The following is a 16,625-nucleotide window of genomic DNA, read 5'->3' on the forward strand; positions in this document are numbered from 1 at the left end:
TATTGACAAAACATTACACCATGTACGTTACGGGGCAGCAATCTCAGGTCACCGGCAACGGTGCCCCCCGGCGGCGCCGCGCGTACTGCCACAACCCTGGCACCTGGATCAGCACCAGCAGCGCGAACGCACAGCGGTAAGCGGCCGCAGGCGCGTGGCCCAGCAGGTCGGGCTGCCACAGCCCGATCACCACGCCAAAGCCCGCCTGCACCAGGAAAGCGCCGATGAAGATCAGGAGGTTCAGGAAGGTGGCGGCGCGCCCGGTCAGGGCCCGGGGCATCGACTGGGCCACGATCGCGTAGTCGATGCCGGTGACCGTACCGGCCAGCGTGAACATCACCGAGAGCCACGGAAAGCTGGGCCGGTAGCCGATCACGAACGCCGCCTGGATCAGCACGAACATCGTGATGCCGGCGGCGGCCACATCGAGCGGCGGCATGCCGCGCCGCCCGGCCCATTCGGTGATCATCCCCACTGCGATGGCGCCGAACACCACGGCCGCCATGCCCAGGTACAGCAGGTAGGCGACGGCGTCTTCCGGGTACAGCGCCACGTCGGCCAGCCAGCGCCCGATCCACAGGCCCTGCACGCCGAAGAACACCGCATGCGGCACCAGCACGAGGGCCACCACGGCGCGAAAGCCGGGCGCGCGCCAGACCTCGCGCAGCGCCGGCAAGAGCGGTGATAACGGGCTCCGGCCAGGCGCGGCGTCGGCCGTCTTCGGGTACAGCAGCGCGATCAGCAACCCGGTGCAGGCGACCAGGCCGGCCAGCAGCAGAAACAGGCCACGCCAGTCGGTGTACTCGAGCATCGCGCGCACCGGCATCGTCGCACTGGCCGCGCCCATGCCGCCGACGGCGATCAGGTAGCCGTGCACCGACGGCAGCCGGCTGGGGGCGATCCAGATCGACACGGCCTTGACCGCCGCCATGAAGCAGCCGCCCAGGCCACACCCCATGATCGCGCGCGCCGCGAGCAGGCTCCAGAAGCCGCCGCCACGCGCAAACAGCACCGCGCCGCAGGACGCCACCAGCAGCATCGCCACCTGCACGCGGCGCGGCCCATAGCGGTCCAGCGCCATCCCCACCGGCAGCTGGACCAGCGCGAACGCAAAGAAGAACGCGCTGGTGAGCAGCCCCAGTTGGCCCGGCGTGAGCGCGAGCGCGCTCGCCAGTTGCGTCGCCAGCACCGCGTTCACGTTGCGCAGCAGCGAGGACAGGTAATGCCCCAGCGCGAACGGCACGAACACGTACACGAACACCGCCAGGCCGGACAGACGCGGGGTAGCGGGAGACACCAGCGTGGCAGCAGGTTGCATGGCGCAGGCTCTGGCTGAACGTCGACCCGTTATGCCGCGTCGGGCTGGGCATGGCCGCGCTGGCCGGCCGGCACCAGCGGGATCACGCGCCCGCCCGCGCCCCGCAGCGGGCCGCCGCTTTCCGTCTCGAAGAAGAAATGATCGCGCCCGAACGCGGGTTTCAGGTGATCGAGCCAGGTCGCCGTGGCATCGTATTTGGCAAAGAACGGCCGCCGCACCCATTCCGGATTGCGGGCCTGCAGGAACTGCAGCGCGAACAGCTTTTCGCCATTGATCGTGACGACGCCGTCGATCACGACCTTGCCGGGGAAAGCGCTCATCGACGGTCCGCGCACGGTGCGCGACAGGCCCGAGACCATCGAATAGGCTTCCTGGAAGATCTCGTGGGCGCGCGCCAGCGGCAGTGCGAAGTAGTCGCGCGGGCCGGTGTCGCGCTCGACGAACATATAGTAGGGAATCGCGCCCAGGCGCACGCCCGTCGTCCACAGCTCGGCCCAGCTTTTCGGGTCTTCGTTGATGTGGCGGATCAGCGGGCCCTGCATGCGCAGCGTAGCGCCGGTGCCGACGATGCGCTTGACCGCCTGCTGCGCGATCGGTGCACGCAGTTCGACCGCGTGGTTGTAGTGGCCCATGATGGCCAGGTTCTTGCCGCTGGCGACCACCTTCTCGAACAGGCGCATCAGATCGTCGCTGTCCTTGTCCGACACGAAGCGCTGCGGCCAGTACGCCACCGACTTGGTGCCGATGCGGACGTTCTGGATGTGGGCCAGTTCGGGGATCAGGAGCGGCTCGAGGAATTCGGCCAGCGAGCGCGTATTCATGATCATCGGGTCGCCCCCCGTGATCAGGACGTCGGTGACCTCCGTGTGCATCTTCAGGTAGTCCACCAGTTCGCCGCATTCGCGCGCATCGAACTTCAGGTCGTCCATGCCGACGAACTGCGGCCAGCGGAAACAGAACGTGCAATAGGCGTGGCAGGTCTGGCCGGCGCTGGGGAAGAACAGTACCGTTTCCTTATACTTGTGCTGCAAGCCCTTGAGCGGCGCATCGTTCACGCGCGGCACGTTGTGCGTCATCTGCCCGGCCGGGTGCGGATTCATGCGCATCCGGATCGCGTGCACCAGGCGCGCGATCGCGGCGTCATCTTTTTTGACCAGCACCAGGTCGCGCAGTTGTTCGTATTCGGCGCGCGGGAGCATGTCGCGGTGCGGAAATGTCAGGCGATAGATCGGATCGTCCGGCACACGCGACCAGTCGATCAGCGTATCCATCACATACGCATTGGTGCGAAACGGCAGCACATGCGAGACCACCTGTACGGCTTCCTGCAGGTCGGGCGTGAGCCACTCCCATTGGCGCGCGGTCATGATCGACTGGCGCGTGAAGGGCTTGAACTTGGTGGGCGTCGTTGCAGTCGTGTTCACGAAAATCTCCAGAAGAAGATGATGGGAAGGCGGCGGATTGCCGGAAAGAACCCATCTTAGGGAGGCCGAATGGACAGCAATTGCCATCAATCAATGAGATGGTGTCTGACGGCGTGAATAGGACAATCACAGGCTGCTGTAGGAAAAAGTGCGGCATCGGCGCAACGGCGGCAGGGCGATTTCCACGGCCTTGTGCGCGCGCAATCCGGCAAAGGCACGCGCCGCTAGAGTAGTGAATGCACTTAAGCAATATTTCTGATGCATTCAACGCGAAAGGACCGCCATGAAACTGATCGCCACCGCCGCCGCCCTGTGCCTGGGGCTGGCATCGACCGCCGCCCTGGCCAACGAACCGACCGAGAAGGACGCCATTGCCATGGCCGAGCGCGGCGCCGCCCTGATCAAGGCCAAGGGCAAGGATGAAATGATGAAGCGCATCAATGCCAAGGACCCGGATTTTGTCCAGGGCCAGCTGTACATCGACCTGCGCGACGTCAAGACCGGCATCGTGCTGGCCCACCCGTACAACCCGTCGATCGTCGGCAAGGACCTGACCGACGTGCCCGATGCAAACGGCAAGAAGTACCGGCGCGAGATCATCGAGCTGGCCGCCGCCAAGGGCAAGGGCTGGGTCGACTACCAGTACAAGAATCCCTCCACCGGCAAGATCGAACCCAAGACGACCTACATCCTGCTGGTCGACGGCGTGGTGCTCGAAGCGGGCATCTACAAGAAATAAGCCTGCGCCGGTCTCGCGCATCCCCTGCTGTCGCTGCCGTCGCCCTGCCCGCGATGGCAGCTTTTTTTGTAGAGTGACCCATGCTGAACAAACTGCGGATCGGCCAGAAACTGCTGCTGGCCCCGGGCCTCGTGCTCGTGCTGCTGACCATGCTGTCGGGCGCCGCCTACTATGGCATGGTGCGCCAGAACGCCTCGCTGGAACACATGGTGCAGGTGCGCGCCGCGCGCCTGCAGGCGGTGGCCGATGTCGCCGGCGAGGCGCGCTTTGCCCACGCCAACGCCTACCAGTTGCTGGCCTGGACCAACGGCAGCTTCGCCCAGAACCGCCTGAGCGCGCTGACGGCCGACATCGGCCGCCGGCACGCCGCCATCGGCGACAAACTGGGCAAGTTCGCGCATGCCGCCGAGCGCGAAGAACGCGCGCCGGTCGAGGCATCGCAGGCGGCGCTGACGCGCTATCGCAAGGCGATCGGCGAGACGATCGAGATGGCAGCGGTGGATCAGTCGATCGCCACCAATGCGATGCAGAAGGCCGAGCAGCAGTTCGGCGCACTCGACACCGCGCTGACGCAACTCGCGCACATCGAAAAGACGATGAACCAGGAGGCCTACGCCGCCGCCAGGGCCGAATTTCGCACGCTGGGCTGGACCATGGCCGGCCTGGTGCTGCTGTCCATTGCACTGTCGCTGGCAGTGACGATGCTGGTGCGGCGCGCGATGCTGGCCGGGATCCACTCGATCGCGCACACGGTGGGCGAACTGGCCGAGGGCCGGCTCGACGCGCCGCCAGTGGACGCGCAGGGCCGCGACGAAATCGCCGACACGGGCCGCGCGCTGGATCACACGATCGCGCGCCTGAATGCCGCGCTGCGCAGCGTGATGACGGCGGTGCGCTCGATCGACACGGCGTCGCAGGAAATCGCCACCGGCAATATGGACCTGTCGAGCCGCACCGAGATGCAGGCCAGCTCGCTCGAGCAGACGGCCAGCACGATGGAGACCTTGACCACGGCGGTCAAGGACAACGCCACCAATGCGCGCCAGGCGTCCGAACTGGCGGCCGAAGCGGCGCAACTGGCCGCGCGCGGCGGCCAGGCGGTGCAAGGGGCGGTGACGACGATGGAATCGATCCAGGCCAGCTCGCGCAAGATCGTCGAGATCATCGGCGTCATTGACGGCATCTCGTTCCAGACCAATATCCTGGCCCTGAACGCGGCGGTGGAAGCAGCGCGCGCCGGCGAACAGGGGCGCGGCTTTGCCGTGGTGGCGTCCGAAGTGCGCACGCTGGCGCAGCGCTCGGCGGCAGCGGCCAAGGAGATCAAGGGCCTGATCGCGGACTCGGTCAGCATCATCGAACGGGGCAATGCGTCGGTGAGCGAAGCCGGCGCCAGCATGGGCGACATCGTCTCGTCGGTGCGCCAGGTGAACGACATCATCGGGCGCATCAGCATCGCCAGCACCGAGCAGGCCGACGGCATCGCCGACGTCAATCGCGCGGTCGGGCAGATGGACAGCATGACGCAGCAGAATGCGGCGCTGGTCGAACAGGCCGCAGCGGCGGCCGAGAGCCTGCACGAGCAGACCGTCAATCTGGCCAAGGCCGTGGCGATCTTCCGCATCGCACCGGGTGACGACGACGTCGAAGAGGTGGAAGAAGCGCATGACGACGCGCTGGCGGTGGGCTTCCAGGGCGTGGCCGATCGCCGCAGCCGCGCCAGCACGATGCGCGCGAAGCCCGTGCCGGCCCTGCCGCCGGCGACGGCGCGCCGGCGTGGATCGGCTTAGTTGCGCGCTTCGCCGCGGATTGGCCGGCTCAGAAAGCGCGAGCCGGCCAGGCCAAAGCGCCACGGCACGTCGACCGCCTTCGAGATACCGATGCGGATGCCCTCCACGACGACCAGTCCCGCCTCTGCCGGCAGCAAGGTAAACGACGCTCCCGCCAGCGCCATCCCGTCGTGCGCACGCGTCACGCCCAGCGCCTGGCACAACTTGCCCGGCCCCGAGCACAGCGCGCGCTCTTCCAGCGCATCGCGGCGCGCGCGCATGACGTCCAGCCCCGCCACCGGTTCCAGCGCGCGGATCAATACCCCGGCCCCGTGCCCTGCTTCGCGGCACACGAAGTTCAGACACCAGTGGATGCCGTACGAGCGGTAGACGTAGGCATGCGCAGGCGGCCCGAACATCGAGGCATTGCGCTCCGTCTCGCCGGCAAACGCGTGCGAGGCCGCATCGTCGCGGTCATATGCTTCGGTTTCGACGATACGCCCGCCCACCCCGTCGAGCAGCACCGTCACCCCGATCAACTGGCGCGCCACGGTGGCGGCGTCGGCTGAAAAATCAATTCCTGCAATTGTCGAAATAGCCATGCCGGGATTCTAGCGCGCACGCCCGTGCCCTGGCGCTATGGTGGAATTGCCACATTAACCAGTTGATTTGCACATTGCCTTGCTGCAATATTTTATCGGCTCGGGTATAGTGACACGTTCCCCCGCAACGTCCGAGATGCCCTCTCGCGCCCCGCCATTTCATGAATACCGTCGTCGAGTCCGCCCCCCAAACCGACCAGGTCGATGCCCTGATCAAGTCGATCCGCATTCCGCCGCGGCCGAGCCTGCTCGCCGATCTGCAGCGCGAGCTGGGGGCCGACGATCCATCGCCCGACGCCATCGGCCGGATCGTGGCGAGCGACGTCGGCATGTCCGGCGCCCTGCTCAAGCTGGCCAATTCGGCCGTCTACGGTGGCCGGCGCAAGGCCAAGTCGATCGAGCAGGCCATCCTGTTCCTGGGCATTAATCAGGTTGCGGCCCTGATGACCGGGCTGCTGGCGCGCCAGGCGATTCCCGTCAACAGCGCCGCGCTGGCCACCTTCTGGGATCTTTCGACCCGCCGTGCGCACGCGATGGTGTTCCTGACGCGCCGCCTGCGCATGGGCGAGCCCGACGTGGCGCACACGTTCGGCCTGTTCTGCGACACCGGCGTGCCCCTGCTGATGGACCGCTTCAAGGACTACGAAGCCACCTACGGCGCTGCGTCGATGGAAGCCCATCGTCCGTTCACCGACCTCGAGAACGAACGCCATGCGACCAGCCACGCCGCCATGGGCTGCCTGCTGGCCCGCAACTGGGGGCTGTCCGACCACGTCGCCTGGGCCATCCTGCACCATCACGACTTTGCCGTGATCGACGATGCCGCCACCGCGGGGCCCGTGCGCTCGCTGGTCGCCCTGTCGCTGCTGGCCGAGAACGCGATCTGCCGCTACCAGGGCCACGCCGAGTCGAACGAATGGAACAAGGGTGGCGTGGCGGCCTGCGCGTATCTGGGCTTGTCGGACGAAGAAACCGCCGAGATCATGGACGAACTGCTGGAAGCGTTTCACGAAGACTGAGTTTTGACTTCGCCCGCAAGGGAGCGGATACTGCCATGTCAGTACGCTCGTTTGCAGGAGGCGCCATGCGCTGGGTCTTGTTCAATTGGCCGTCGTTCGGTTGGCTGTTGTTAAGCATGCTGCTGGCCGGCTGCGCCAGTCTCGCTCCTCCCCCGGCCCCGTCAGAAGCCCTGTTTGCCGATGCACGCTTCGCGTCGCCATCAGAACCCATCGGCGCGGACGACCTGTTCGCGCTCAGTCCCGCAATGCGCACTTACCTGAACAGCAGCGCATTCACGTCGCGCTTGCGGACCAAGGGCCTGCAGCACGGCCTGGTCGATGCGCTCTACAGCAAGTCCGACCTGAAGCTCGAGTACGAATCGAGCATCACCCGCACCGCCAGCCAGACCTACGCCGCGCGCACGGGCAACTGCCTGTCGCTGGTGATCATGACGGCGGCCTTCGCCAAAGAACTGGGCATGCCAGTCCGGTTCCAGAGCGTGGACGTCGACAACACCTGGAGCCGCACTGCGGGCCTGTACCTGTCCAGCTCCCACATCAACGTCAGCCTGGGCGAACGCCCGGCCGACGCGCCGCGCGGCTACCACCCGCAGCGCGTGCTGGTCGTCGACTTCATCCCGCGCGACGAGGCCGCGCGCCTGCGCACCCGCGAGCTCGAAGAAGACGACATCGTCGCCCTGTTCCTGAACAACCGCGCCGCCGAGGCGCTGGTGCAGGGCCGGAGCGACGACGCCTACTGGTGGGCACGCGCGGCGGTCCTGGCGCGCCCCGGCGTGGCGAGCACGCTCAACACGCTGGGCGTGATCTACCAGCGGCATGGCGAACCGGCGCTGGCCGAGCGCGCGTTCCAGGCGGCGCTGGTGCGCGAGCCCGAGAACCTGGCGGTGCTGCACAACCTGCAGCCGGTACTTGTGGCGCTCGGCCGGCCGCTGGAAGCGGCGGCGCTGGCCGCGCGCATCGCGGCGGTCGATCCGACGCCGCCCTACCACTATTTCGATCTCGGCACGACCGCGCTCAAGGCCGGCCGGTACGACGATGCGGTAACCCACTTCGCGCGCGAGGTGCGGCGCGCGCCGTACAACGACGAGTTCCGGTTCTGGCTGGGCGTCGCCCATCTGCAGCTGGGGCATGTGCGCGATGCACGGGAACAGATCGCGCTGGCGGTCGATCACAGCACGCGGCAGGATATGCGCGAGGTGTACGTGGCAAAGCTGGCGTATCTGCGGAAGATGGCGGCGGGGACCGGGACGCATATTCGGTAGGCATGCTCGCAAACGAGGCACAATCCCATGTCAACGATCTCACTGAAACTTCCCGATGAACTCAAGCAGCGCGCAATCGATGCTGCCCACGTGCTTGGCATCAGCCCGCATGCGTTCATGGTCGAGGCAATCCGGCAAGCCGTCCATGCGGTTGAGAAGCGTGCCGCCTTCGTTGCGCAAGCTCGTGACGCCAGAGCAGAGATGTTGGCGCAGGGCCAGGGCTATGCGCCCGACGACGTGCGCGCATATCTGCATAGCCGCCTGACAGATCGGTCGGTGGTCAGACCTGCCAAGACACCCTGGCGCAAATAGGCTGCGCGAGTCGCATGCCCTGCGACCTGGAACGGGTCAGCGCCGTCAGTCCGCCAGCAAGCGCTGCCAGGCCAGCAGCTTTTGCGCAAACGGCATCGCCGCATACGCCGGCGAAGTCGATGGCAGCAGCACCGTCCGATAGCCGGCGGCGGCAAATTGCGGTGCAAATTTGCCCGCCGTCTTGCCATTGAAGCCAACGGTTGCAAGCAGCGGGCAACGCTCGCGCAGCCGCGCGAAGTCGTTCGCGGCCGGCGCACGGATGGCGGAATCGAGACTGCCCGTGCGTTCGCACGCACCCAGCACATCCCACAAACCGATACCGTGCGCCAGGAGGCGCGGCAGGCGCTCGTCGTAGGGCAAGCCGGCCAGGTCTTCGCCCGTCAGTTGCGACAGGATCGGCCATAACAGATTGCGCGGATGCGCATAATACTGCCCGGCCGCCAGCGACGCGGCGCCCGGAAAACTGCCCAGCACGAGAATGCGGGTAGTGGCGTCGATGACGGGCGCGAGGCCGGTGAGCGGTGGAACAGGAACACAAGCAGATGCGATGGACATGGCGCCATTGTAGCGGCGCCCAGCCGCATCACGTCGACGACCGGCCGCCGTCGCCGGCAGCCGGTACGTCACACACACAGCGGATCCTTACTTCATCCACACCGCGTAATTGCTGCCCGACGTCTGCAGCACCCAGCCCGTGCCGGTCGGGCTCCAGGCGTTTGGCCCGATCTTCATCGCGAGCTGGCGCGTGTTGCCCGTGACGACTGCCGCATACAGTCCCTGCGCCGCCTGCTGGATCGCCACCGGCGACGTCGAGGTCACCCCGGCCGCCCGGCGCGCGGCCATCAGCGCGGCGATCGGGGTTTTCAGGCCCCAGTTGTAGATGTGCGGGTAGTACACGGTCGGAATGCCCGGGTGGCTCAGCACATAGGCGTAGCCCTGCATCACCGAACCGCATGGCACGGCCCAGTGGTTCTGGCCGTTGCCGCAGCTTTCGGACGGACCGGTGTCGTGGTTGTCGACGAACGTCACTGCCATCGCCGGCCACCAGCCAATGGCGCCTTGCGGCTTGCCAGAGGCATCCTTCAGGCGCCAGTAGTTGCCGTTGGCCAGCGCGTCGTTGAGCAGGCCCTTGGTGGTGAAGTCGAATGCGCCGCAGCTGTTGCTGGTCCCGTTAATCCAGTTCATGATTTCCTGGCGGTGCGCGTCGACGTTGTTCAGGTTCAGGTCGTTCCACAGTTCGCCGACGCAGAACTCGGCGTTGAAGGCATTGGCATACTGCCCGACGTAGCTGGGGCTGAAGCCCCGTACATAGTCCACCCGCATGCCGGTAAAGCCCACGGGTTTGAGCGTGTAGTTCAGCCACGTGGTGATGCCGTTCTGGACTTCGCCGACGTTGCGGTGGTCGATGTCGCGCCCGCCGTTGAAGCCGAGCGCCGTATCGGCGCTGCCCAGGCCGCAGTTGCACTCGTCGTTGTTGACGATCGAATACGTGGTCCAGTTGGGATTGGTGAAGTCCGACCAGCCGGTGGTGCCGACGCGGTGGTTGACGACGACGTCGGCCACCGCCTTGATGCCACTGTTCGTGAACGCGCGCACGACGTTGGTCAGCTCGGCCGAGCTGCCGTAGGCGGAATTCAGGTTGTTCAGCTGGCGCGGCAGATAGCCCTGCAAGGCCGCCGAATCGGATGGCGGCGGGAACCAGACATGGCTAAAGCCCATGGTCTTCAGCTCGCCCACATTGCCCTGCAGGGTGTTGTACCAGTTCGGACTCCTGGCGCTCGACGAGTTCCAGTGGAAGCCCTGCAACAGCACAGCTGAACTGTTACCCGCCTGGGCAGGCGGGGTGGCGGCCAGGGCCGGGTTACTCAATGCCACAACGCTGGTGGCAAGCATGGCGATGATGCTTTTCTTCATTTTGTCTCCTCCGGTGTAATTGATGTGTTTCAGTCCTTCAGGACATCGACGGACATACTGTCGGTCACGTAGATAAACTACGTAACTGGTTGCCGTGGTCTCTGAGCGGACACTTTCGGCCCACAGATTCTGTTCTTGTCGTTTAATCGAGTCAATTGAATCTGAACATTTTTGTAGTTTTGCTACACCGGCGAAAAAAAAGCGGCGGTGCGTTCACACGCACCGCCGCAAAGGGCAAACAACTTTTATACGGGAATCAACGTTGCGCCACCGCCGCATTCACCGGCTGCGTCGCATCCCAACCGCCGCCCAGTGCGCGAATCAGGGCCACCGTTGTCAATGCGCGCTCACCGCGCAACTGCACCGCCGTGCGTTCGACGACCGCCAGGTTGCGCTGGGCATCGAGCAGTTCGAGATAGCTCGAGCGGCCGGCGTCGTACAGCTTCTGCGCCAGGTCGGCCGAACGGCGTGCCGAGACCACGGCCGCGTCGATCTCACCGGCCTGCCCTGCCAGGATGCGCAGGCCGGCCAGGTTGTCCTCGACTTCGGCGAACGCCACCAGCACGCTCTGGCGATAGGTGCCCACCGATTCCTCGAGCACCGCTTCGCTGCGCACGATGTTGTTGCGATTGCGGCCACCGTCGATGATCGGCATCGAGGCCAGGGCCCCGAGCACCCACGAACGGCTGCTCCACTTGAACACTTCCGAGAACACGCCGCCCACGCCGCCGCCATCGGCATTGATGGTCAGGGCCGGGAACATCGCCGCGCGCGCCACGCCGATGCGGGCGTTGGACGCTTCCATCGCACGCTGGGCGGCGACGATGTCGGGGCGGCGCTCCAGCAGGCTCGATGGCAGGCCGGCAGGAATCGCCGGCATCAGGCTCGCATCGAGCAGCGGGCTCGGACCGGCCACATAATCGGCTGCCGGCTTGCCCAGCAAGACCGCCAGTGCGTGCTCGGTCGTGGCGCGCTGGCGCTGCACGCCGATGGCTTCGGCGCGCGCGGTGGACAGCTCGGTGCGGGCCCGCGACAGGTCGAATTCACCGATGTCGCCCAGGTCGAAGCGCCGTTGCGTGACCTTGATGCTTTCTTCACGCAGGCGCACCGTATCGGCCAGCGTCACCAGTTCAGCGTCGAGTGCGCGCAGCCTGAAATAGGTCTGCGCGACGTCCGCCTGCAAGGCCAGCAGCACCGAGCGGAAGTTGGCTTCGGAGGTCGCCGCATCGCCCCGCGCTGCCGACACGCCGGCCGCCACGCGGCCGAACAGGTCGACTTCGTAGCTGGCCGACAGGCGCGCGCTGTAGCTCGTGTACGCGTCGGTCCCCACACCTTGCGGCAGGTTCGATTCGCGCGGCGACAGGCGCGCACGCTGGGCGCCGATGCCCACGCCCACCTGCGGGATACGGTCCGCTTCGGCGATGCCGGCAATCGCGCGCGCCTGCTTGACGCGGCTGGCCGCGACCGACAGGTTGGCGTTGTTGGTGGCAGCTTCGTCGATCAGCGCGGTCAGCGCCGGATCGTTGAAGGCCAGCCACCACTGGCCGCGCGGCTGCTGCTCGGCTGGCTGCGCCGGCTTCCAGCGCGCGCCGTCAATGCCCGCCACTTCCGCGGCCGGCACTGGCGCCTGCGACTCGCGGAAGGCGTCCGGCGTGGCCACGTGCGGCTGCACGAAGTCGGGCGTGGCGCAGGCTGTCAGCAGCAGCGCCGCCAGCAGGGGCGCGACGCCCTTTGCAATCATCGTATTCATCAGTGCACTCCTTCTGCGCTGTGCACCACCGCAGGGGCGGCGTGCACGGGTTTTTCAAAACGCTTGGCCAGCGAGCGCAGCAACACGTAGAACAGCGGCGTGAGGAACAGGCCGAAGAAGGTCACGCCCAGCATGCCCCAGAACACGGCGACACCGATGGCGTGGCGCATCTCGGAACCCGCGCCGCTCGAGAACACCAGCGGCACCACGCCGGCGATGAACGCGATCGACGTCATCAGGATCGGCCGCAGACGCAGGCGGCTCGCTTCCAGCGCAGCCTCGACGACGCTGCGGCCATGGTCTTCCAGCTCGCGGGCAAATTCGACGATCAGGATCGCATTCTTCGATGCCAGGCCGACCAGCACGAACAGCGCGATCTGCGTGAACACATTGTTGTCGCCACCGGTGAGCTTGACGCCAATGAGCGCGCACAGGATCGACATCGGCACGATCAGGATCACCGACAGCGGCAGCGTCCAGCTTTCGTACTGGGCCGCCAGCACCAGGAACACCAGCAGCACGCACAGCGGGAACACATAGATCATCGTGTTACCCGACAGGACGTCCTGGTAGGTCAGCTCGGTCCATTCGTACGACACACCCTTCGGCAGCACTTCTTTCGCGATGCGTTCCATCGCCGCCTGCGCCTGGCCGGACGACACGCCGGGTGCAGCGCCGCCATTCATCTCGGCCGAGACGTAGCCGTTGTAGCGCGTGACGCGGTCCGGACCATAGGTGTCCTTCACGCGCATCATCGACGACAGCGGAATCATTTCGCCCGTATTGCTGCGCACCTTGAACTGCTCGATCTGCTCGCGCTGCGAACGGAACGGCGCGTCAGCCTGCACCCGCACCTGATACGTACGGCCGAACTGGTTGAAGTCGTTCACGTACAGCGAGCCGAGGTTCACCTGCAAGGTCTGGTTGATGCTCGCCAGCGGCACGCCCAGCTGCTTGGCCTTCACGCGATCGATGTCCGCGTACAGCTGCGGCACGTTGATCTGGAAACCCGAGAACACGCCGGCCAGTTCCGGCGTCTGCGCGGCCTTGGCCGTCAGCGCCTGCACTGCCTTGTTCAGCTCTTCGTAGCCGACGTTGCCACGGTCTTCGATCATCATCTTGAAGCCGCCCGTCGTACCGAGGCCATTGACCGGCGGTGGCGACAGCACCATGACGAATGCATCTTCGACGGCGCCCATGCGCTTGTTGATCTCGGCGGCGATGGCTTCGGCGCTTTTCGCCTTGTCCTTGCGCTGGTCGAACGACTTCAGGCCGACGAACACGATGCCGGCGTTCGGCGCATTGGTAAAGCCGTTGATCGACAGGCCCGGGAAGGCGATCGACGATTCGACACCGGGAATCTCCTGGGCGATCTTCGACATCTGGCGGATCACGGCGTCGGTGCGGTCGAGCGAAGCGGCGTCCGGCAGTTGCGCGAAGCCGATCAGGTAGGCCTTGTCCTGCGGTGGCACGAAGCCCGGCGGCACTGCCTTGAACATGAATACCGCAGCCACAGCCAGCGCCAGGTACACAGCGACCGAAGCGCTCTTGCGACGCAGGACACCCTTCACACCGTGTTCATAGCGCACCGACGAGCGGCCGAAGAAGCGGTTGAAAGCGCCGAAGAAGCGGCCCAGCACGGCGTCGATCATGCGCGTCAGGCGGTCCTTCGGTGCGTTGTGCGGTTTGAGCAGCGCGGCCGACAGGGCCGGCGCCAGCGTCAGCGAGGCGAAAGCCGAGATCACGGTCGAAATCGCGATGGTCAGTGCGAACTGGCGATAGAACTGGCCGGTCAGGCCCGACACGAACGCGATCGGCACGAACACGGCGCACAGCACCAGCGCGATGGCGATGATCGGCCCGCTGACTTCCTTCATGGCCTGGATCGTCGCGTCGCGTGGATTGAGGCCATCGGCGATATTGCGCTCGACGTTTTCCACCACCACGATCGCATCGTCGACCACGATACCGATGGCCAGCACGAGGCCGAACAGCGACAGCGTATTGATTGAAAAGCCAAAGGCCAGCATCACGGCAAAGGTACCGACCACCGACACCGGCACGGCCAGCAGCGGAATGATCGAGGCGCGCCAGGTCTGCAGGAAGATGATCACCACCAGCGCGACCAGCACGACCGCTTCGAACAGGGTCACGATGACCGAGTTGATCGACTCGCGCACGAACTGGGTCGGGTCATACACGATCGAATACTTCACGCCTTCCGGGAACTCCTGCGACAGCGCTTCCATCGTCGTGCGCACGTCGGCGGACAGCTGCAGGTCGTTCGCGCCAGGGGCGGCGAAGATCGGGATCGCGACGGCCGACTTGTTGTTCAGCAGCGAGCGCAGTGCATACGAGCTCGAACCGAGCTCCATGCGCGCGACATCCTTGAGCAGCGTGGTGCCGCCTTCGGCATTGGTCTTCAGGACGATGTCACCGAATTCGTCGGTGCTTTGCAGGCGCCCTTGCGTATTCACGGTGAGCTGGAAGTCGGCGTCCTTGGCCGGACCCTGGCCGATCACGCCAGCCGCGACCTGCACGTTCTGTTCGCGGATCGCGTCGATGACGTCGCCGGCGGTCAGGCCGCGCGCAGCGACCTTCTGCGGATCGAGCCAGATACGCATCGCGTAGTCGCCCGAGCCGAACAGCTGGACTTCGCCCATGCCCTTGATGCGGGCCAGCTGGTCCTTCACGTTCAGCACCGCGTAGTTGCGCAGGTACAGGTCGTCGTAGCGGCCATCCGGGGAATTGAGGTGGACCACCATCGTCAGGTTCGGCGACGACTTCACGGTCGTCACGCCGATCTGGCGCACTTCTTCGGGCAGCCGTGGCAGTGCGCGCTGGACCCGGTTCTGCACTGCAGTTTCGGCCTGCTCGACATCGGTGCCGATTTTAAACGTGACGGTCAGCGCCAGCGCGCCGTCGGACGTGTTCTGCGACGACATGTACAGCATGTCTTCGACGCCGTTGATCTGCTCTTCCAGCGGCGTGGCCACCGTTTCGGCGATGACCTTCGGGTTCGCACCCGGATACTGGGCGCGTACCACCACGGAGGGTGGCGTGACTTCCGGGTACTCGGAAATCGGCAGCATGAAGATCGAGATCAGGCCGGCGACGAAGATGATCACCGACAGCACGACCGCGAAGATCGGTTTGTCGACAAAGAATTTAGGAAAGTTCATGGTGACTTATGCTCCCGTTGCAGCCGCTGGGGTGGCCGGTGCCGGTGCTGCGGTGGCCACCATCGGCACGACCTGCGCCGCGATCGGGGCGCCCGGGCGCACGCGCTGCAGGCCGTTCACGACGATCTTTTCGCCTGGTTTCAGGCCTTCGCGCACGATGCGCAAGCCGTCGTCCAGCGGGCCCAGTTTGACGCTGCGGTATTCGGCCTTGCCATCCTTGTCGACGACGTAGACGAACTTGCGGTCCTGGTCGGTGTTGATGGCGCGGTCGACGATCAGGATCTGCGGGGTCGGCGCGCCGCCGGCGATCTGCACGCGGGCAAAGAGGCCCGGCGCCAGCGCGCGGTCGGTGTTGGCCAGCGTGGCGCGCATGCGCACGCTGCCGCTGCGGCTGTCGAGCTGGTTGTCGACGAATTCGAGCTTGCCGCTGTGCGGGAAGCCTTCTTCGCCGGCCAGGCCCACCTTCACGTCCACCGGCTGGCCGGCGTTGGTGCGGCGCGACACGCGCAGGTAGGTGGATTCATCGCCATCGAAGCTGGCATAGATGCGCTCGAGCGAGACCACCGAGGTCAGGACCGCCGTGGCGTCCACCAGGTTGCCCAGGGTGATTTCGGCCTTCGACACGCGGCCGTCAATGGGCGACGTGACGCGGGTGTAGGCCAGGTTCAGGCGCGCCGTTTCGTGCTCGGCCTGGGCGGCGCGCACGCTCGCATCCAGTTCCTTCTGGCCGGCCGAACGTTCGTCGAATTCGCGCTGGGCGATGGCCTTGTCGGCCAGCAGGCGCTCGGCGCGCTGCAATTCCAGGCGCGCCAGGTCGGCGCGTGCCTGCGCCGCGGCAGCGACGGCTTTCGTGCGGTCCGCTTCGGCCTGATAAGGCCGTGGATCGATCACGAACAAGACCTCGCCCTTTTTTACTTCGGCGCCCGGTTTGAAGTTGACGGCCGTGATGTAGCCCGACACGCGGGGGCGGATTGCAACGACTTCGATCGCTTCCAGGCGACCGGAGAATTCCTGCGTTTCGGTGACGGCGCGCTGGATGACGACCGCGCTCGTGACTGGCGGCGCACTTGGCGCTGCCGCTGCCGGTGCGTCGTCGCTGGTGGCGTCGGCGCAGCCGGTGATACCGGCGCCCGCGAGACCTGCGATTGCCAGCGCGGCGATGATGACGCGCAGTTTGCCCATCCCTGATTGGTTATTCATGATTAACCCTTTTATTAGAAACGATGAAATACGACGATGAAAAAAAAGACAATAGAACCCCGTCCCGCGTCGCTGGCATGTCGGCCAGACGAAACGCAGGCAAAACGAATCCCCTTCCGCGCCGGGGCGTGGAAAAA

The 16,625-nt window shown here is 65.8% G+C and carries 13 protein-coding genes; 5 read left to right on the top strand and 8 right to left on the bottom strand.

Going from position 1 to position 16,625, the window contains the following annotated elements; genetic code table 11:
• Positions 1-43: 43 nt before the first annotated feature.
• Positions 44-1,318 carry an MFS transporter gene (locus AC1MGT_RS08460; RefSeq protein ID WP_499503824.1) on the bottom strand — a complete coding sequence of 425 codons (1,275 nt, stop codon included), beginning with the start codon at positions 1,316-1,318 and terminating at the stop codon, positions 44-46.
• 29 nt (positions 1,319-1,347) lie between these two features.
• Positions 1,348-2,685 carry a KamA family radical SAM protein gene (locus AC1MGT_RS08465; RefSeq protein ID WP_499504265.1) on the bottom strand — a complete coding sequence of 446 codons (1,338 nt, stop codon included), beginning with the start codon at positions 2,683-2,685 and terminating at the stop codon, positions 1,348-1,350.
• A gap of 340 nt (positions 2,686-3,025) precedes the next feature.
• On the opposite strand from AC1MGT_RS08465, the gene AC1MGT_RS08470 reads away from it, so the two are divergent.
• The gene (locus AC1MGT_RS08470) at positions 3,026-3,481 is read left to right on the top strand and encodes a cache domain-containing protein (RefSeq protein ID WP_499503825.1); all 456 of its coding nucleotides are present in this window, start codon (positions 3,026-3,028) and stop codon (positions 3,479-3,481) included.
• Between the two features lie 80 nt (positions 3,482-3,561).
• Positions 3,562-5,268, top strand: coding sequence for a methyl-accepting chemotaxis protein (locus AC1MGT_RS08475; RefSeq protein WP_499503826.1), 1,707 nt, complete (start codon positions 3,562-3,564; stop codon positions 5,266-5,268).
• Here AC1MGT_RS08475 and AC1MGT_RS08480 read toward each other — a convergent pair.
• Positions 5,265-5,849, bottom strand: coding sequence for a DNA-3-methyladenine glycosylase (locus AC1MGT_RS08480; RefSeq protein ID WP_499503827.1), 585 nt, complete (start codon positions 5,847-5,849; stop codon positions 5,265-5,267). The two genes, AC1MGT_RS08475 and AC1MGT_RS08480, sit on opposite strands and share 4 nt — an antisense overlap.
• Positions 5,850-6,010: 161 nt before the next feature.
• Between AC1MGT_RS08480 and AC1MGT_RS08485 the strand changes: the two genes are divergently transcribed.
• The 3 genes from AC1MGT_RS08485 (at position 6,011) to AC1MGT_RS08495 (ending at position 8,442) form a co-directional block, all read left to right on the top strand.
• The gene (locus tag AC1MGT_RS08485; protein WP_499503828.1) at positions 6,011-6,868 is read left to right on the top strand and encodes an HDOD domain-containing protein; all 858 of its coding nucleotides are present in this window, start codon (positions 6,011-6,013) and stop codon (positions 6,866-6,868) included.
• Positions 6,869-6,933: 65 nt separating this feature from the next.
• Positions 6,934-8,130: a tetratricopeptide repeat protein gene (locus AC1MGT_RS08490; protein WP_499503829.1), complete on the top strand. Its 1,197-nt coding sequence runs from the start codon at positions 6,934-6,936 to the stop codon at positions 8,128-8,130.
• Positions 8,131-8,157: 27 nt separating this feature from the next.
• The gene (locus AC1MGT_RS08495; protein ID WP_499503830.1) at positions 8,158-8,442 is read left to right on the top strand and encodes a CopG family ribbon-helix-helix protein; all 285 of its coding nucleotides are present in this window, start codon (positions 8,158-8,160) and stop codon (positions 8,440-8,442) included.
• 45 nt (positions 8,443-8,487) lie between these two features.
• Here AC1MGT_RS08495 and AC1MGT_RS08500 read toward each other — a convergent pair whose 3' ends face one another.
• The 5 genes from AC1MGT_RS08500 to AC1MGT_RS08520 form a co-directional block, all read right to left on the bottom strand.
• Positions 8,488-8,997: a DNA-deoxyinosine glycosylase gene (locus AC1MGT_RS08500; RefSeq protein WP_499503831.1), complete on the bottom strand. Its 510-nt coding sequence runs from the start codon at positions 8,995-8,997 to the stop codon at positions 8,488-8,490.
• Between the two features lie 87 nt (positions 8,998-9,084).
• Complete coding sequence (locus AC1MGT_RS08505; RefSeq protein WP_499503832.1) at positions 9,085-10,356, bottom strand: glucan 1,4-alpha-maltotetraohydrolase domain-containing protein; 1,272 nt, start codon at positions 10,354-10,356, stop codon at positions 9,085-9,087.
• 256 nt (positions 10,357-10,612) lie between these two features.
• Positions 10,613-12,106 (bottom strand): efflux transporter outer membrane subunit, encoded by a 1,494-nt coding sequence (locus AC1MGT_RS08510; protein WP_499503833.1) that lies wholly within the window; start codon positions 12,104-12,106, stop codon positions 10,613-10,615.
• The gene (locus tag AC1MGT_RS08515; RefSeq protein WP_499503834.1) at positions 12,106-15,288 is read right to left on the bottom strand and encodes an efflux RND transporter permease subunit; all 3,183 of its coding nucleotides are present in this window, start codon (positions 15,286-15,288) and stop codon (positions 12,106-12,108) included. Before AC1MGT_RS08515 ends, AC1MGT_RS08510 begins: the two co-directional genes overlap by 1 nt.
• A 6-nt stretch (positions 15,289-15,294) precedes the next feature.
• Positions 15,295-16,488, bottom strand: coding sequence for an efflux RND transporter periplasmic adaptor subunit (locus AC1MGT_RS08520; protein ID WP_499503835.1), 1,194 nt, complete (start codon positions 16,486-16,488; stop codon positions 15,295-15,297).
• Between the last annotated feature and the right edge of the window lie 137 nt (positions 16,489-16,625).

The organism is Telluria sp. BA11 (assembly GCF_056680305.1).